Source organism: Nostoc sp. (assembly GCF_036917455.1).
Lineage (GTDB): Bacteria > Cyanobacteriota > Cyanobacteriia > Cyanobacteriales > Nostocaceae > Nostoc.
This window is the reverse complement of the sequence record NZ_JBALDK010000095.1, coordinates 1-17,508: the sequence shown is the minus strand read 5'-3', so window position 1 is coordinate 17,508 and position 17,508 is coordinate 1. Positions and strand designations below refer to the sequence as shown.

Below are 17,508 nucleotides of genomic sequence, written 5' to 3'. Positions count from 1 at the left end.
GATAGCTAGGGTTTAGCCCGTGCTGAGTGCTGAGTGCTGAGTTAGGAGTTAGGAGTTAGGAGTTATTATTCTCCTTTTTGTCCAGCTTGTCTTCCCAGTCCCTAGTCCCCAGTCCCCAGTTTCTAGTCCCCAATGATGAATATAGCGCTTTATGTAACCCTAAGTAACATGAAAACTCGTAACAATAAAATTCAGAAGCTATCAAATCTACAAACTCCTATGACAGCAACTTACAATCTGCCTGATGGGCCTCAAATGCCGCGCTGGTTGCGAATGGTCAAATTTATTAGTCAGCCAGTGAAATATATGGATGATTTTACCAAAACCTATGGTGACACTTTCACAGTTAGGAGTAGCCGCAGCGAGAATCATGTTGTGTATTTTAGTCAACCTCAAGCGCTTGAGCAGATTTTTACTGCTGATTCCAGCCATTTTGAGGTGGGAAGGGGAAATATAGGGCTAAGATTTTTGCTTGGCGATCGCTCTTTTATGTTAGCGGATGGCGATCGCCATCAGCGAAAACGGCAACTATTAGCACCTCCTTTTCATGGCGAAAGGATGCGGGCTTACGGCGAGGATATCTGTAAAATAACCCGACAGGTGAGTAGTGAATGGCAAATTGACAAGCCTTTCAAGATTCGTGAGTCGATGCAAGAAATTACTTTGCGTGTTATTCTACGGGTTGTATTTGGAATGGAAGAAGGAAAGCTCTTTGAAGAACTGAGGCGATCGCTAAGTGACTTACTAGACTTCATGACTTCGCCCATGATGTCCAGTACCTTGTTTTTCAGATTCATGCAAAAAGACTTCGGTGCGTGGAGTCCTTGGGGTTGGATTTTGCAACAACGGCAAAAAATTGATCGACTGATTTATGCTTTGCTTCGAGAACGTCGGGCTGAATCTGAACAAAATCGGCAAGATATCTTAAGTTTGATGATGGCGGCTCGTTATGACGATGGTCAAGGGATGTCAGATGAAGAATTACACGACGAGTTAATGACACTGCTAGTTGCGGGACATGAAACTACCGCTTCTGCATTAACATGGGCTTTTTACTGGATTGATCGTTTACCAGAGGTGCGTGAGAAGTTGCTAGAAGAACTCAACACCCTTGGAGTTAACCCCGATTTGAGTAATGTGGCTAAATTGCCCTATTTAAGAGCAGTTTGCCAAGAAACATTGCGAATTTACCCAATTGCCATGAATGCTTTCTGGCGGGTTGTGAAAATCCCAATTACAATTATGGGCTACGAACTACGAGAGGGAACGGCAATAGTCCCCAGTATTTATTTAGCGCATCATCGGGAAGAAGTTTATCCACAATCCAAGCAATTCAAACCAGAACGCTTTTTAGAAAGACAATATTCACCTTATGAATATTTACCTTTTGGTGGCGGTAATCGTCGCTGTATTGGGATGGCATTTGCTCAGTATGAAATGAAAATTGTCTTGGCAACTGTTTTGTCAGAATTTCAAGTATCGTTAGCGAACAAGCGTCCTGTGCGTCCTGTGCGCCGGGGGTTAACAATAGCTGCACCAGCCGGAATGCGGATGGTTGCTACGCCTCAATTTATGGGTGCTAGACCAGTGTTGGTGTAATATCAACTTCGGCTAATTATGCTCATAAAACACTCAACTCCTCACCGCTTGCAGCTACCGTGTATACACAAGTCGTATTACCCTCCTTAATCCCCCCTTATAAAGGGGGGAAACCGGAAAATCTAGTTCCCTCCCCTTTACAAGGGGAGGGTTAGGGTGGGGTAAAACTTTTTGTCTGTACACCGTAGCCTTACTTGCACGGTAGAGTTTTTGTACTGCTATTCAGTGTAAAAATTAGCTGATATTTCAGGTTGAATCTGTTGTTTATTAGTGAGTTGCTCATAATGTTCTTTATCGCGGTATTTAATTGTTCTCATAGGTTGATTTCCCACAATTGCTAAAGATTCAACATTAGCAGTTACAACCGTACCAGCCGCCACAATTGCACCATCTCCAATGGTAACTCCCGGAACAATTAGGACATTTCCGCCAATCCAAACATTACGACCGATGACAACAGGTTTATGAATGTAGACATTATGCTCATAAGGCAAATTATTACTTTGATAGTCATGGTTTGCAGAGAGGATAATAACATTAAATCCAAGTGTAGTGTTGTCGCCAATTGTGATTCCGCCACGTCCATCTAATAAGACATTCGGGCCAATGTAGACTTTATTTCCCAAAGATACATTTTGCAGATGGTCAATTTTAATATCTTGCTTAAATCGTAGACCTGAGCCACAAAATTTTAATTGACTCTTCAATTCTTGATGTTTGTAGCGCCTAATTTTGGTTTCTAGGTATTCTCCCCACCGTACCAGACGAGGTACTAACCATTGTTCTAATAGTCGCTCTAATTTATTTGTAATTTTATCTTTGATTTGTTTCATAAAACCTCATGCAAGTCTATAAACTCTCTGGCTTTTAACCGAGGAGGAAAAACGATGTGGGTACTTTAGTACCCTTTACATGTATTAGGTTTCCCAGATAAGAGGATTTTCTCCCGTGTGAATAGCCTTGATTAAAAATAGATACTCATTGGGAGCATCTCACTTTTGTGGAAAGCTCTTTAAACCTCACCCCAACCCTCTCCTTAGTAAGGAGAGGGAGCAAATATCTTGTTTCCCCCCGATGCTTTGGGGGGTCGATTTAGGGTACATTTGCAAAACTGAGATGCTCTCTACTCATTGCGTGTAGACTTGACAAAAAGCAAACTGATGTAGCAAAATTCATTTAAGTCCCTTTCGTCCCACATCTCGAAGTGGGTAGGAGGCAATGCATGATTGGCAGTATTTCTTTAACCACGATCGCAGCAATTTAAATCAATCCACTTATCGCATCTTTGAGCCGGAGTGGAAAGCAGAGATTCTCCACTGGTTTAGCCGAAAAGATGTAGATAACCAGCAAAAAGAAGATTTTATCCAAGCTTTAATAGATTTTGATGACAATTGCGGTGATTTTTATCGGTATCGCGCCTATTTTTTGGCAGCTGAGGCTTTATCTCAATTCCCAGAATGTAGCTTGGGTGATGCGATCGCTTCTCAAGTGCTGAAATGGAGTTATGCTTACTTTCGGCAAGATAAAAGCGATTGGCAGATATTACCAAAACCATTGGTGAAGGCAGCGAGAAAAACGCTGGAATTAACCGATAGAAAACGGGTTATCGCCGCTTTTGTTCATTTGGTTCATACTACTGAAAGTCTCACAGTTTTTAGACTTGCAGCCGAGAAGTTAGGAGAATTCGATCCGGGTAACAAAAGTGCGATCGCAGCTTTGACACTGCTAACACCAGTTGTTGAAAATAAACAAACATTCTGCCAGACAAGTCAAAATCTTTGGAAAATACCAGTTGGTGATGAAACTGCGATCGCTGCTTTCATCCACGACATTAAGAGGATTCCAGATCAGGATATTTCCTGGTGTGGAATCGCAGTATTGGGTGAAATTGCCTATGGTAATCAAACCGCGATTGCAGTTTTAGTTCAGCTTATGGAGACGACACTGAATAAGGGTAATTGTTGCGAAGCGATCAAAACTTTGGGAAAAATTGCTGCGGGTAATCAAACTGCGATCGCAGCCCTAGTCAAATTCTTAGAGATAAACCAGGGTGATAGAATCTGTTTTGATGCGAGTCAAGCTTTGTGACAAATCGATCCTGGTAATGCAGATGTACTCAAAAGTTTAGCCTATATCCTCAAGACTTCTGCAAGTGCATCTCTTATAAATTGCGTTGCAACCTATTTACTTAAAATCGATCCAGAAAATAAAACTGGAATTGCTAGAGGAAATACGATTGCTATTACCACCTTATTCCAGATACTTGAAACTACTCAACATCAAACCTCTGAAGATGAATGGGAAGCTTTATATGCAGCCGAAGCTTTAGTAAAAATTGATCCTGGTAATTCAAAGGCGATCGCTACTTTATTCCAAATACGGGAAAGTACTCAAAATAGATTCATACGTTTGCAAGCATCTGAAAGTCTAGTAAATGCTGTCCAAAATTTAGGACAACTTGATCTAGACAACAAAATAGTTAAAGAAAAGCTAAAACAAGCTGTCTTTCTTCTTGTTAAGGACATTCAGATTTTTCAGGAATATGATGACTACAAAAACGAATTCAGTATTAGCCCCACACATCAACTATCCTATGAATCCTCTCTCTTGGATATAGCTAATAGTTTGACTAAAATCCTTCAAAGCGAACATTCATCACAAGTAGTCATAACTCTAAAAGACTATCTGAGTGAACAGTTATACAATAACAATTCATATCGCTATGAGGCTGTCTTTAATATTATCTGGCATTGTGCTGAGAATATGAATTACCCAGATTTTTCCAAAGCTTGGCACAATTAATTGACCCAAGAGTAAGCGCAGAGTTGTTATCAAAAATTGTAGAGACGCTTTCACAATTCGCGTCTCTACAAAATTTTTATTTGGCTACTAATCAAAATCCCTGTGCAAATGGCAGACGAGCTACGGTTCTGAGAAGGTCGCCAGCTAAGTTGAGTGCTAAGAAAGCTAAAATCGGAGAAAAATCCATCCCGCCCAATGGGGGAATAATTGAGCGGAATAAATTCAGATAAGGGTCGGTTATCTGGCCTAAAGCGGCAAATGGCTGTTTATACCAGTCAATTTGCGGGAACCAGGTCAACAAAACCCGGATAATTAGCAAATAGCTATAAAAGGTGACAAAGGTAACTAGTGTTGTAATCAGTAAACTCATGGATGGCTTTGTTTCCTACTAAGTGTCAAACGCGGTCTTATCTTTACTAATTTTAATTTAGTCCAAGGTCAAAAGTGTTTGCAGATTTGGCACTTGCCACACCAGACATTTTCACCACGCCTGAACAAAGAATCAGGAGTCTTTAGTCAGGGAGCGGTCATTGCTGGCTTGCGGTGAAGCGCTATTCACATTACCCAGTTGCTTCCGCACATCATCAATTGTGGCATTTAGCTGGGCAATTTTATCTTCTAGCGATCGCCGCGCCGTTTCTATGCCAACAGCCTCACTTTCTGAGGCTTTCATCTGACGGCGCTTTGCCGCTATTTTCTTCGCTTCGACTTGGCTATCTGTCAGTTCTGTTTCGTCTTCTGGTAGCAATTGCGGATCGCGTCGAGAAGCAATCAGCGCCCCGATAACACCACCAAATACGCCACCAACAAAGGCCCCTGCTAAAAAACCACTGCCAAAACCATCTCGCTGACTCATATCTTTACCGCCTTCAACAAACCTTGCAACTTTTACAGTATTTATGCTATTGTCTCCTGCCCTAGCTGCATACTAGCTTAAGTCCCAAATGTGCGATCGCCTGCATCTCCTAATCCCGGTACAATATACCCCTTATTGTTAAGTTTTTCGTCAATAGTAGCGGTGTAAATTATTAGACCTGGATAAGCTTCACTTAGTTTTTGCAAAGCTGGTGGAGCCGCCACTACACAAACAATCCGGGTTAGGGAAGGAGCAACACCCCGTTGTATCAATTCTGCCATTGTAGCCATAATTGACCCTCCGGTTGCCAACATTGGATCGGTAATCAGCACTCGTGTTTGGGGGTCAAATTTTTCTGGCAACTTATTTAGATAACAATGAGGTTGCAGTGTTTCTTCATCTCGCACCAAGCCAAGATGGTAAATCGATGCCAAAGGTAATAAAGTCTGCGCTCCCTCAAGTAATCCTAGTCCAGCCCGCAGAATCGGTACTACTGCTACTGGTATTTGCGGATCGATCACCGTCGCTGGACAGGTATCCAAAGGAGTCTGCACGGCTGTTTCTTGGGTTGGCAACCAGTCTCGCGCAGCTTCATAAGTCAGCCATCTTCCCAACTCAGTCATAGCGCTGCGAAATAAAACTGAAGGTGTGCCTGCATCACGGGCGACTGCCAGCCAGTGTTTGATCAGGGGATGGGGTGGAACATAAACGCGCAATTGTAGCGTCATAGCCAGAAATAGGCGACTCTTTATTGTACAAGAACTGAAACACCATAATACTCTTTCCTGCATCCGGCTGACAGCTAAAATTAATCCTCTCAATTTTATTGATAAAATTTTTCATTAGTAGTTGACATCTATTCTCAATCAAGGCTATATTATTATCCAGTGTTCTCCTCTCTTTTAAGGATCGGCAGACGGGATTAGCCAGCAGTAGCAGGTTCGTCCCTCTTTTTTTTTGATTAGTCATTGGTCATTGGTAATATTGATTGACTGTAGGCAAAGGACAAGGGACAAATAATATAGACGCTTCTGCGGCTTCCCGCAGGGTAGGACAAATGACAAATGACAAAAATGCAAGATATTGATGCGATCGTAATTGGGTCTGGTATTGGTGGGTTGGTAACTGCGACTCAGTTAGCAGCGAAGGGAGCGAAAGTGCTGGTACTAGAACGTTATTTGATTCCAGGTGGTAGCGCTGGTTATTTTGAACGCCAAGGCTATCGATTCGATGTTGGCGCATCAATGATTTTTGGACTGGGACAAAACGGTACTACTAACTTACTCACCCGTGCTTTGTCAGCCGTGAATGTCAGCCAAGAAGCGATCGCAGATCCGGTACAGATTCACTATCATTTACCCCAAGGCTTAGACCTGAAGGTTGACCGGGTTTATGAAAATTTTTTGCAAAATCTTATTGCTCATTTTCGCCATGAAGAACAGGGAATTCGTCGCTTTTATGACGAATGCCAAAAAGTATTCAAGTGCCTTAACAGCATGGATTTGCTGTCGTTGGAAGAACCTCGGTATTTACTGCGGGTATTTTTCCAGCATCCTTTGGCGTGTCTTGGTTTAGTTAAGTATCTGCCCCAAAATGCTGGGGATTTTGCCAGACGCTACATTAAAGACCCACAATTATTGAAATTTATCGATATGGAATGTTATTGCTGGTCGGTGGTTCCAGCAGACATGACACCAATGCTCAATGCTGGGATGGTCTTTTCTGACAGGCATTATGGCGGAGTTAACTATCCTAAAGGCGGGGTGGGACAAATTGCCCAAAAACTGGTGGAAGGTCTAGAGAAAGCTGGGGGTAAAATTCAGTACCAAGCGAGAGTTACGAAAATTCTCACAGAAAAAGGAAAAGCGGTAGGTGTGCAACTGGCAAATGGTAAAGTATATCGGGGTAAACGCATAGTTTCTAATGCCACACGCTGGGATACCTTTGAGCAATTACTACCAGCAGAAGACATGCCACCTAATGAGAAATGTTGGCAACAAAATTATCAAAAATCTCCCAGCTTCTTGAGTTTGCATATCGGGGTAAAAGAGTCAGTTTTACCTGTGGGGACAGAGTGCCATCATATTTTGCTGGAAGATTGGGAAAAGATGACAGCAGTGGAAGGGACAATTTTTGTTTCCATTCCCACATTGCTCGATCCAGATTTAGCACCAGATGGATATCATATTATTCATGCCTTCACACCTCACTGGATTGATGATTGGCAACAACTTTCTCCAAGTGAATACGAAGCGAAGAAAGAAGAGGCGGCTGGGCGAATTATTGACCGCCTAGAGAAGATTTTTCCCGGTTTAGACGCAGGATTGGATTATCTGGAGGTAGGTACACCTCGCACCCATCGCCGCTTTTTGGGTCGTCAGGATGGAACTTATGGGCCAATTCCTCGGCGCAAATTGTGGGGATTACTGAAAATGCCTTTTAATCGCACAACCATCCCAGGACTTTATTGTGTCGGGGATAGTACCTTTCCTGGTCAGGGATTAAATGCAGTGGCTTTTTCTGGGTTTGCCTGCGCTCACCGCATCGCTGTAGATTTAGGATTTTAGTGTGTATTCTGTCGCCTAATAGTAAAACTGATGCTACAGATTAGTATACAAAATTTCCATAAATTTTATTTATTAATATTGTAAATTTTCATAGGTGTACTCAATTTCTACCACATACTATGAAACTTTATTTACCATCATTCGGCTAATCCAGTATGGAAATAATTCAAAATCTAGCTGGGTGTAAATTCACTCCTTTCACCGAATTACTTGGAGTTTACTGAAAAAATACTTATCTATGCTCAGTGTCAACTAATACTCAATAATTGAGAGTACTAGTTAAATTAAACACTTGTAACCGATGTTTTTTCATATAAGTCAATAATTTACGAAGTTTTTGCTATGTGTGCTTTAATGGTGGACGGCTTTTGTTCGTTCATGAATCTTCATCACACACAACGCTCACTCATGCTCCTCACACACAAAGAAAATATTTTAAAACTTAGCTGGCTTTTACCCAGCTTCTTCAGCTTGTTCCTGTTTGGCTCAAGCGTCAAAGCTGCTGCGATCGCTAATTGGCATTTTGATAGCAATCGGAATCATCTGGATTTCACCACAGATGAGAATGTTCAACCCAAGGTACAATTACTTACCAATCCTACCCGTCTGGTAATTGATTTACCTGGAGTTAAACTAGGATATCCACAGACTAGTCAAAGAGTAGGGTTAGTAATTAAAGACATTAGCATCAGGCAGTTTAACGCAGATACTACCCGTATGGTAGTTACCTTAGCACCCAATTACACCTTCGATCTAGCACAGGTGAAACTGCAAGAGGAATCCCTCAATCATTGGTCTGTGCAGTTACCCAAGCCTATACAATTGACTGCAACCCAGCCAAACATTTTAGAAATAACACCGACTCAACCGAGTATTTCTCCAACGGTGAGTGATAATAGCACCCTGTTTGCTGGCGTGGTTCCCATGCATTCACCGATGAAAGCGCTGGAACCACAGATTAAAGCATTGATGAATCGTTACAACTTCCTGAAAACAGGAATGTTTTTTCTGGATTTGGATACTGGGGATTATCTGGATGTTGGAGGCAATCGCGTTTTCCCCGCAGCTAGTACGATTAAATTGCCAATTCTCATCGCTTTTTTCCAAGATTTAGATGCTGGTAAAGTCACTCTTCAAGAAAACCTGACTATGCGGGGTGACTTAGTAACCAATGGTTCTGGAACTATGCAGTATGAGCGAGTTGGCAAGAAGTATACAGCTTTGGAAACCATCACTAAGATGATTACCATCAGTGACAATACCGCCACCAACATGATTATCGATCGCTTAGGTGGAGCGGCGAAACTAAATCAGCGCTTCCGTAACTGGGGACTGAAAGATACGGTAATTCGGCATCTTTTAGCTGACTTGAGAGGAACCAACACCACAAGTTCTCAAGATATGGCGCGGGTGCTAGCTTTGGTTGTGAATAACAAGCTAGTTTCTTCACAGAGTCGGGAGCAAGCTTTAGATATTCTGCGTCACACCACAATTCACACACTGCTACCCGCAGGTTTGGGGAAAGGTGCAGTCATCGCCAACAAAACCGGAGATATCGGCTTTCTCATTGGCGACGCGGGATTTGTAACTATGCCCAATGGTAAGCGCTACTTGGCGGCTATCTTCGTCACACGTCCTTATAAAGACACGAGGGGAAGAGACTTTATCCGTCAAGTTTCCCAGCTTGTTTACAATTATCTGAACCAAGTGAACCCTGTTGCTGCGGTTGATTCGCCTAATAGTGTTACCAGATAGAAGACGCGATCGCCTATAGTCAACTTAACATTACACCGGCGGCTAAAAACCGCGTCTACACCAACCTTTATCCACCTCCGTCGGTTTACTTCAATTTTTTCTTAGTCCGCGGAGGCGGACTAAGTTTGCCTATCCGCGTTCGCCTTTAGCGTGCCGGAGGCATCATTCCATTTTTCCTAGCTGGCTATGATTTAGATAATTGTGATTTTATTAGCTGCTTTAGTAGCCTTTTCTCTAGCCTCTTGGACATTATCACCCTTAGCCAAAGCTACTCCCATTCGCCGATATGGATGAGCATTAGGTTTACCAAATAATTTAATATCTACATCTTTTTCTGACAAAGCATCAGCTACACCTGTAAAAGTAATAGAATCAGATTCTTCTGAGGCTAAAATTACCGCACTAGCTGATGCTCCTAGCTGTTCTATATGAGGAATTGGCAAGCCTAAAATTGCTCTTAGATGTAGTTCAAATTCATTGAGATTTTGTGAGATTAATGTCACCATTCCCGTATCGTGTGGTCTGGGAGAAAGTTCAGAAAAAATCACTTCATCCTTAGTAATGAAAAATTCAACGCCAAAAATTCCGGCTCCTCCTAAAACATCAGTGACTTTTATGGCTATTTCTTGAGCTTTTAATATCTTGTCTTCAGAAATTAATGCGGGTTGCCACGATTCTTGATAATCTCCTCTTTCTTGGCGATGACCAATAGGAGGACAGAAAATTGTCGGCGCATTCCACTGTTTAATTGTCAATAAAGTTATTTCAATTTCAAAGTTAATAAATTCTTCTACGATCGCCTTTTGACTGTCACCTCTAGAATTAGCGATCGCATAATTCCAAGCCTTCTCAACTTCCGTCTTATCCTGGACTACAGACTGACCTTTCCCAGAGGATGACATCACAGGTTTAACAACATTAGGAAAGCCAATTTTATCGGAAACTACAATCAATTCTTCTAGGGTTGTTGCATAACCATAAGTAGCCGTTCTGATGCCCAATTGTTGATGTGCCAGTTCTCTAATTCTGTCGCGGTTCATTGTATAGTTAGTAGCAGCCGCAGTTGGTATAACTGTAATCCCTCGCTGTTCAAATTCGATCAGTTTTTCTGTTCTGATTGCTTCAATTTCTGGTATAATAATATTTGGCTGATGTTTTGTCACTACAGCTTCTAAATCATCACCACTGAGCATAGAAATAACTTCATAGGCATCAGCAACCTGCATCGCTGGAGCATTGGCGTAGCGGTCAACGGCAATCACATAATTACCAAGACGTTGAGCCGCGATCGCAAATTCCTTACCTAGTTCTCCTGAACCCAGCAACATCAATTTTTGAGGCAACTTAATACTCATTAGCTTATCCAGTTCAATCTTAATGCAATAATCTTATAATTTTTTGTGTTTTAATTATCGCCTTCTCAAGAATTAAATCTAGCTCCGCGCAGTTGTAAATCTTGACGTTGTAGCTGAGTTAAACCAGTACCTACGCCAAGCTGACACTTATCTACTAAAGTCTCCAACCAAATAGTTTCATTCAAAGTTGCACCTTGTAAATCTGCATTTCTCAAATCAGCTTTCATCAAATTTGCGAATAATAGGTCTGCATTAATTAAACTACTACCTTGGAGATTTGCTCCTGATAAATTTCCTCGAATAAAGTTGACTCCATCTAAAATTAAACCAGATAAATCTGCTCCTATTAGATTAGGAAACTTTAGCTGACTGGGATATTTAAAAAACCGCATCATACAGATTATATTTGCTTCATTTAGGCGGATTTTAGTTAAAAAATCATAACGAGCGATGCCCAGTTGCTTAAGAATTTGTAGACGCTGTGGGGAACCTTGTTCTAAAAACTCGATGGCTGTATGGCGTAGGTCTTGAGTTGGATTTAGCATGATTGTCAGATTGTCGCTATCCTTATGCTAGTTAAAAGTTTAACCTTAATACAAGAACCCCGACTTCTCAAAGAAATCGGGGTTCTAATGGATAATTTATTACCTAGCGTCCTGCTAACAATGCTTTCGTAGCAGATTCGCCTACTAATTTTACCTGCCTTGTTAACTTGAAATTCAACAACGCTAAAACACTCAACTGAGCTAGAAATGCCATAAAAATTGTTGTTGCACTAGCGTATTCTATAGCTGCCCACGGAAAAGTTGAAAATAACCAGACAGTAGGATATGCCGATGAGGAGATACCGAGAAGTCCTAGAATCAGCGATGGTAGAAACATCGCTGTACCTAAAGTTCCAATTGCCCAGAAAGAACGTTTAGGAGTTTTTAGCAAAAGTATCAATTGGGCGATGGTAGCATAAATCAACATTAAGCTAACAGATAAAGCCAGGGCTAAAAGTAATTTAAACTTGTCAAAATTGTCACCCGCCCAGTGACTATGGACTGTATCAAAAACAGATGTGAGTGAAATCCAGACTAGCCAAGGGATACTAACAATTGCCAGATTAATCGCGATCGCCACGATTGCTGGGCTTCTTTCAGCCAAAATTAGATCCTGCCAAACACTCTTGCGACCAGAAAATTCCTGATGTCTATATCTTGCCCAATCTTGTACGGCTTGACGGTGAGGGGAAAGAATCGCAATAAAACTAAAAAGCGATATGAAATTGTATACTCCCACCAAGGCTAAACCTTGCTCAATTTGTTCATCGACATTGCTAATTTGTTCCCAATGTTGCAACATAAATCCCCACATCATCATCTGGGAAAAAGCTATAAATAAATAACTTTGTCCCTTGTTGATCATTGAGGCTTGAGGATTACGGAAGGAACGTTTAAGAGCTTGAAAAATCCCGTAACTACACAATCCAAAATTCAATAGATGGAAGCCAATAAGACTAACAAAACTTCTCCCTATTGGTAAATAGAAAAATTCCAAGTTTTTCAGGGGAGAACCATTAGTTATATGAAAAAAGTTAGGAAAGAGATAATTCGTTGTATCCACAGGGTTAAACACCGTGAACCAAGTAACTGAATTATTTGAACTATAGCTAGAAGACGGTGCCATTAAGATTGGTATGATTAAAAAAACGAACACCGCACCACTACCTATCCAAGGCTGAAAACCGCTAAACTTATTACTAACTAAACCAAAAAGCAGTGCAGCACTGGAGAAGAAAACACAGCTTGCCGCAAGAATAGCGTAGTAACTCAAAATGGAAGTAAAAGCAATTTGGGCAGAATAACCAGCCCATAAATGTAAAGGAACTGAAACTAGGATTACGAGATAAATTAAACTCGGAACTCCTAGCAATTTGCCAGTCAATATATTTGTTTCTGATTGGGGACTGAGACGGATAAAATTCAGCGTACCACGAGTTTCTTCTTTGGCTAAATCATTAATTATTAAATAAGTTCCTGCAACTAATAGTGTAAATACAAAAATTACACTAAACGCCAGGAATATATATTCCCAGTGATCTCGCCACCACAACTGCCAATCGATTTCGTTTTGCGGACAAATATTATTTAAGATTAAATTATTGTACTCAGCAATTCTAGATTGATTTGATTGCTGGAAAGCCTGGTTTTGTTGTTGATATGCTTGACTCAAACGACAGTATGTGTTTGTTAGCGAGTATTTATCGTCAGGAAACTCGCGGAACTGATATAAAAAAACTACCAGTTGCAGTAATAAGGATGCTGTAACTGCGAGCGCAATATTAAAAAATTTCAGCCGTCCTTTGAGTTCCCGCAATAGTTGCGGATTCCAATCGCCGATTTTGTCTATTAAATTGGGCATCATAGGAAAACAATCTCCATAAATGGGGAGTGATATTTATTGACGAATTAAGATGCTTGTTTGTGACCTAATTTTAAGAAAATAGTTTCTAAGTCTTCTTGAGTGCAGTGAAAATCAGTCAGGGGAATCCCTACTTTGATGAGCGATCGCAATAACTCAGCACTATCTTCTTCTTTACCGGAAAAATTCACCCGCACGCTGTTTTTTCCTGATATCACCTCCCACTCTTCTACTAAATGATGATGTTTCAGTTCCCTTAAAAGTACCTCTAGGTTCCCCAGAGTTGATATGACAATTTGCTGATGGGAAAGACGTTGATAAAGGTGTTGTAACGAGGTACTTTCTACCAAGAAGCCAAGTTCCATAATTCCCACGGATGTACACAGTTCAGCTAAATCGCTGAGAACATGGGAGGAAATAATTACAGTCATTCCAGCTTCTTGCAAAGCCTTAATGATTTCGCGGAAGTGCATCCTGGCAATGGGGTCAAGCCCAGAAACAGGCTCATCTAGTAGTAATAAAATCGGTTCGTGGATAATAGTTCGCGCTAAACTTAAGCGCTGTTTCATCCCCCGCGATAGAGTAGAAATCTGACTATGGCGTTTATTACCAAGTTGGATTAGTTCTAAAACTTCATGTAACCGTTGAGTGCGGCGTGGTTCTCGCAAGCGATAGAGACGCGCAAAATAATCTAGATAGTCCCAGACTGTAAGATCCTCATATAACGGGTAGTCATCGGGTAAGTAGCCTAGACGACCCTTAAGCTTGGGATTACTCTTGTCACGGAGTAGGCGATCGCCATTAATATAAATCTCACCCGTCGTTGGTTCCTCAGCAGTTGCCAACATTCGGATGAGAGTTGTTTTACCCGCGCCATTCGGCCCAATCAGTCCATATACTTCCCCCGCCTGGATTTCTAAATCAACATCATTGACAGCAACGTGTCGGTCAAATTGCTTAGTGAGTCCACGCGTGCAAATTGCTAATTCTTTTACCATCGCTGCTGGGGTGCGGCTTGTGATTAACACTTAACGTAACCTCTTTCTATAGCTTTTGTCAGGCTGGTTTCAGAAATTGAAACTGAATCTAACGAAATTAGCTACATAAAAAAGTAGGTAAGGCATACACCTTAACTACTTATTAATTCTTATTCTGCTATTGATGAAATCTTTGCAAATTAAACCTTGACTTTTTGCTTTAGTATCAAGTTATTTCTGATAGTGGTGGAATGACATTATTAATTCCATTACCAGATGAACCGCTAACTGCATAACGGTATTCGGGGACTGGATAGCCAGCTTCGCTAAAGGTTTCACGAATAACTTTATTAGTGTCGAAGTAAACTTGCCAGTAATGATCGTTATTGCAATAAGGACGTACAGCTAGTACAGGCCCTGCAAAATTGAAAGTCTGAATTTCTACATCCGGTGCTGGATTTTGGAGGACATTAGGGATTTGGCTAATTTTCGCTTTTAAAAGTGCGATCGCTTCGTTATGTTTCACTTCATGATGAAGTTGAGCGACCAGATCAACCCGACGGTAAGGATTGGCAGAATAATTCTGGATATTGTCAGCAAAGATTTTATTATTGGCAACAATCGTCAATACGTTATCAGGTGTATTAATACTAGTTGTGAACAGTCCAAGTTCTGTAACAGTGCCTGTGACACCTGCTGTCGTAATAAAGTCACCAACTTTGAAAGGTCGAAAAACGATTAAAAATGCTCCGGCTGCAAAGTTGGCCAGTAGTCCCCCCCAGGCTGCACCAATTGCAATGCCGGCTCCTGCTAGCAATGCAGCAAAGGAAGTTGTTTCAACCCCAAAGAAGCCGAGAATTGCCACAACAAGAACAATTCTTAACGTAACACCGATGATATTCAGAAGATAGTTAATCAGTGTTGGATCAACGTGTTGGCTTCGGAAAGCACGTCGCGCTAGCTTCAATGCAAAATCAATCAAGCGTTGAGCAATCAGCCACAGAGCGATCGCACCTAAAATTTTCAGCCCAAACAGAGTTAGAAGTTGACTAGCAACCAAACTAATTTGTTTTAAATCCATAATTTTTTTGTCTGTGAATTATTAAACACAATAAACATACAATAAATTAAATAATATTTTCCTATAAATACTATTTTTTAATTTTTGGTGTGCTAGGTGGCAAATCGCAAAGTGTTCTCGGAGAATGTCTCAACAATTTTGGGCGAATATAAATGTTTTATTGTGGCGTAGATATCTTACCAGCCCTAAAACTTCAAGGAACAGATGAGACTCCGGTCCACAAGACGAACAGAATCATACTGCAAATGTCCACTTTTCGCCCTGCTGCTATTTTTTCGCTCCTCAATTCGAGCAAAAATTTCATTAGATACTGAGATTTTCCAAAATCTGATCCTGTCTGGTGTAGAGTCTTCACTCCCAATCTCAAATCGCTGTATAAATCGCGCCATACCAGAAGTCTAAATTCTTTATTCAAGGCTTCTATAGACCTTCCTATGCTGGTGAAGTATAGCTAGACTTTATATATAAACCCTTTCAACCTTGAGGATGTGCCTTATTTGATCGAGAACAGCTATATTCCCAACCGCTTAATCTCAGCTTGATTATATACGTGCTGGTCAACGATTATAAGACTATCTATTCCTAAAGAGGTTACAGGTGTCAAGCAAAAAAATCGGTTTTTGGTCTGTGTGGGCGTTGGGTGTAGGAGGCATTGTCGGTGGACTTTTCCCAGCGCTGGGAGTTGTAATTCAAATAGCTCATACAGGCGCACCACTAGCATTTGCGATCGCCGGGACAATAGCTTTGATAACTACTTATGCTTATGCAAAACTTTCGGTAGCTCATCCATGTCGAGGCGGGACAGTAACCTTCTTAAACCAGGCTTTTGGTTCAGGGCTGTTTAGTGGGACACTGAATCTTCTACTATGGTTTAGCTATGTAGTCATGCTTTCCTTTTACTTGAATGCTTTTGGTAGTTATGGAGTTAGCCTATTTACATCTACTCAACCGATTTGGAAGCATTTACTGATTAGCTTGGCAATTTTAGGGACAACTGGATTAAATCTACTAACTGCCAATCATGTTGGTAAATCTCAAATTTGGATTGTTAGCTTCAAACTGGGGATTTTAATTCTGTTTATTACTATGGGGAGCAGTCATATCGACATTTCCCGTATAGAACCAGTCTCAGTATCGTCGCTACAGTCAATTTTCTCAGGAGCAATGGTCATCTTCTTGTCTTATGAAGGCTTTGAGCTAATCGCCAATACAGCAGAGGATGTTGTCAATCCCAAATACACTTTGCCACGAGTTTATTACTCTGTAATTGGGTTCGTTATTGTGCTTTACGTTTTAATAGCACTGGTTACATTGGGAGCAAAACCAATAGAACAGATTTTGGCAGCAAAAGACTATGCTTTAGTTGAAGCTGCCAAGCCAATTCTGGGGCAATTTGGATCTGTTTTGATTACTATTGCTGCTCTTTTCTCAACTATCTCGGCTAGTAATGCAACACTCTACGGTTCAGCTCGTTTTAGCTCTATTATTGCTAAATCTAGGGGATTTGACTCTGGCAGCCAAATAAATGGCATAGATCAATCTTCAATTGGCTTATTTATTACTAGTAGTATTACTCTAATAATCGCCAATTTTTTTGATATAAATCGGATCTCTACAATGGGTAGTGCCGGGTTTCTATTGATATTTGCTGCGGTTAATTTAGCTAATGCTCGGATGTATCGTTATACAAAAAGCAAGCAGTGGATTTCATTTTTAGGTGCTGGAATATGTTTAATAGCACTAGGAATGTTAATTTGGTTTGCTTTGCAAACAGATCCACAAACCGTCTGGGTTTTAGTGTTTATGCTAGGAGTCGCTATAGGCATCGAAGTAATTTACTATCTGTCAAACAAGCGACAGCTACACCTTTGAAGAAACTTTGCTCAATAGAATAGACCTTTTGCAAAAATCCTTGAATCACCCCTTCCCAACCCTCCCCTTATGAAGGCTACGGTGTACACACAAGTCTTCTAGAGTTGCCTCATAAGCTTTTGATCCCCCCAACCCCCCTTTTGAAGCTACGGTGTATACACAAGTCGTATTACCCCCCTTAATCCCCCCTTATAAAGGGGGGAAATAATATTTCCGGTTCCCTCCCCTTTATAAGGGG

15 protein-coding genes are annotated in these 17,508 nt (G+C 41.1%); 6 read left to right on the top strand and 9 right to left on the bottom strand.

Annotated elements, in window-relative coordinates; genetic code table 11:
- The first annotated feature begins 219 nt into the window (after positions 1 to 219).
- Positions 220 to 1,599 carry a cytochrome P450 gene (locus tag V7K42_RS10400; protein WP_334916056.1) on the top strand — a complete coding sequence of 460 codons (1,380 nt, stop codon included), beginning with the start codon at positions 220 to 222 and terminating at the stop codon, positions 1,597 to 1,599.
- A gap of 218 nt (positions 1,600 to 1,817) precedes the next feature.
- On the opposite strand, the gene V7K42_RS10395 is transcribed toward V7K42_RS10400, so the two are convergent.
- Positions 1,818 to 2,432, bottom strand: coding sequence for an acyltransferase (locus V7K42_RS10395; protein WP_334915874.1), 615 nt, complete (start codon positions 2,430 to 2,432; stop codon positions 1,818 to 1,820).
- Positions 2,433 to 2,817: 385 nt separating this feature from the next.
- On the opposite strand from V7K42_RS10395, the gene V7K42_RS10390 reads away from it, so the two are divergent.
- Positions 2,818 to 3,687, top strand: a complete 870-nt coding sequence (locus V7K42_RS10390) for a hypothetical protein (protein WP_334915872.1) — start codon at positions 2,818 to 2,820, stop codon at positions 3,685 to 3,687.
- Positions 3,688 to 4,008: 321 nt separating this feature from the next.
- Positions 4,009 to 4,401, top strand: coding sequence for a hypothetical protein (locus tag V7K42_RS10385; RefSeq protein WP_334915870.1), 393 nt, complete (start codon positions 4,009 to 4,011; stop codon positions 4,399 to 4,401).
- A 91-nt stretch (positions 4,402 to 4,492) separates the two neighbouring features.
- Here the strand turns inward: V7K42_RS10385 and V7K42_RS10380 are convergent, their stop codons facing one another.
- The 3 genes from V7K42_RS10380 to upp all read right to left on the bottom strand — a co-directional run bounded on the left by V7K42_RS10380 (position 4,493) and on the right by upp (position 5,985).
- Positions 4,493 to 4,771 (bottom strand): YggT family protein, encoded by a 279-nt coding sequence (locus V7K42_RS10380; protein ID WP_334862614.1) that lies wholly within the window; start codon positions 4,769 to 4,771, stop codon positions 4,493 to 4,495.
- 132 nt (positions 4,772 to 4,903) lie between these two features.
- Positions 4,904 to 5,257: a hypothetical protein gene (locus V7K42_RS10375; protein ID WP_322641543.1), complete on the bottom strand. Its 354-nt coding sequence runs from the start codon at positions 5,255 to 5,257 to the stop codon at positions 4,904 to 4,906.
- A 77-nt stretch (positions 5,258 to 5,334) separates the two neighbouring features.
- Complete coding sequence (gene upp, locus V7K42_RS10370) at positions 5,335 to 5,985, bottom strand: uracil phosphoribosyltransferase (protein ID WP_334915867.1); 651 nt, start codon at positions 5,983 to 5,985, stop codon at positions 5,335 to 5,337.
- A 336-nt stretch (positions 5,986 to 6,321) separates the two neighbouring features.
- Here upp and crtH point away from each other — a divergent pair, with 336 nt between their 5' ends.
- Together crtH and V7K42_RS10360 are read left to right on the top strand one after the other, a co-directional pair.
- Entirely contained in the window at positions 6,322 to 7,824 is a 1,503-nt protein-coding gene (gene crtH / locus V7K42_RS10365; RefSeq protein ID WP_334915866.1) for a carotenoid isomerase, read from the top strand.
- A 408-nt stretch (positions 7,825 to 8,232) separates the two neighbouring features.
- A complete protein-coding gene (locus V7K42_RS10360; protein WP_334916054.1) occupies positions 8,233 to 9,579 on the top strand; it encodes a serine hydrolase in 1,347 nt (448 codons plus the stop codon).
- A 191-nt stretch (positions 9,580 to 9,770) separates the two neighbouring features.
- On the opposite strand, the gene purT is transcribed toward V7K42_RS10360, so the two are convergent.
- The 5 genes from purT to V7K42_RS10335 form a co-directional block, all read right to left on the bottom strand.
- Positions 9,771 to 10,934, bottom strand: a complete 1,164-nt coding sequence (purT, locus tag V7K42_RS10355; protein ID WP_334915864.1) for a formate-dependent phosphoribosylglycinamide formyltransferase — start codon at positions 10,932 to 10,934, stop codon at positions 9,771 to 9,773.
- Positions 10,935 to 10,999: 65 nt separating this feature from the next.
- Positions 11,000 to 11,479, bottom strand: coding sequence for a pentapeptide repeat-containing protein (locus tag V7K42_RS10350; protein ID WP_334915862.1), 480 nt, complete (start codon positions 11,477 to 11,479; stop codon positions 11,000 to 11,002).
- Between the two features lie 103 nt (positions 11,480 to 11,582).
- Positions 11,583 to 13,343 (bottom strand): ABC transporter permease subunit, encoded by a 1,761-nt coding sequence (locus tag V7K42_RS10345; protein ID WP_334915860.1) that lies wholly within the window; start codon positions 13,341 to 13,343, stop codon positions 11,583 to 11,585.
- Positions 13,344 to 13,387: 44 nt separating this feature from the next.
- Positions 13,388 to 14,338 (bottom strand): ABC transporter ATP-binding protein, encoded by a 951-nt coding sequence (locus V7K42_RS10340; RefSeq protein WP_334916052.1) that lies wholly within the window; start codon positions 14,336 to 14,338, stop codon positions 13,388 to 13,390.
- Between the two features lie 205 nt (positions 14,339 to 14,543).
- Positions 14,544 to 15,398, bottom strand: a complete 855-nt coding sequence (locus V7K42_RS10335; protein WP_334915858.1) for a mechanosensitive ion channel family protein — start codon at positions 15,396 to 15,398, stop codon at positions 14,544 to 14,546.
- A gap of 597 nt (positions 15,399 to 15,995) precedes the next feature.
- On the opposite strand from V7K42_RS10335, the gene V7K42_RS10330 reads away from it, so the two are divergent.
- Positions 15,996 to 17,270 (top strand): APC family permease, encoded by a 1,275-nt coding sequence (locus tag V7K42_RS10330; RefSeq protein ID WP_334915856.1) that lies wholly within the window; start codon positions 15,996 to 15,998, stop codon positions 17,268 to 17,270.
- Positions 17,271 to 17,508 lie beyond the last annotated feature (238 nt).

What these genes read in the sequence shown, in the direction of transcription:
- V7K42_RS10400 (WP_334916056.1), top strand. Translation starts at nt 220, where the DNA reads ATGACAGCAACTTACAATCTGCCTGATGGGCCTCAAATGCCGCGCTGG.
- V7K42_RS10395 (WP_334915874.1), bottom strand. Translation starts at nt 2,432, where the DNA reads ATGAAACAAATCAAAGATAAAATTACAAATAAATTAGAGCGACTATTA.
- V7K42_RS10390 (WP_334915872.1), top strand. Translation starts at nt 2,818, where the DNA reads ATGCATGATTGGCAGTATTTCTTTAACCACGATCGCAGCAATTTAAAT.
- V7K42_RS10380 (WP_334862614.1), bottom strand. Translation starts at nt 4,771, where the DNA reads ATGAGTTTACTGATTACAACACTAGTTACCTTTGTCACCTTTTATAGC.
- V7K42_RS10375 (WP_322641543.1), bottom strand. Translation starts at nt 5,257, where the DNA reads ATGAGTCAGCGAGATGGTTTTGGCAGTGGTTTTTTAGCAGGGGCCTTT.
- upp (WP_334915867.1), bottom strand. Translation starts at nt 5,985, where the DNA reads ATGACGCTACAATTGCGCGTTTATGTTCCACCCCATCCCCTGATCAAA.
- crtH (WP_334915866.1), top strand. Translation starts at nt 6,322, where the DNA reads ATGACAAAAATGCAAGATATTGATGCGATCGTAATTGGGTCTGGTATT.
- V7K42_RS10360 (WP_334916054.1), top strand. Translation starts at nt 8,233, where the DNA reads ATGCTCCTCACACACAAAGAAAATATTTTAAAACTTAGCTGGCTTTTA.
- purT (WP_334915864.1), bottom strand. Translation starts at nt 10,934, where the DNA reads ATGAGTATTAAGTTGCCTCAAAAATTGATGTTGCTGGGTTCAGGAGAA.
- V7K42_RS10350 (WP_334915862.1), bottom strand. Translation starts at nt 11,479, where the DNA reads ATGCTAAATCCAACTCAAGACCTACGCCATACAGCCATCGAGTTTTTA.
- V7K42_RS10345 (WP_334915860.1), bottom strand. Translation starts at nt 13,343, where the DNA reads ATGATGCCCAATTTAATAGACAAAATCGGCGATTGGAATCCGCAACTA.
- V7K42_RS10340 (WP_334916052.1), bottom strand. Translation starts at nt 14,338, where the DNA reads ATGGTAAAAGAATTAGCAATTTGCACGCGTGGACTCACTAAGCAATTT.
- V7K42_RS10335 (WP_334915858.1), bottom strand. Translation starts at nt 15,398, where the DNA reads ATGGATTTAAAACAAATTAGTTTGGTTGCTAGTCAACTTCTAACTCTG.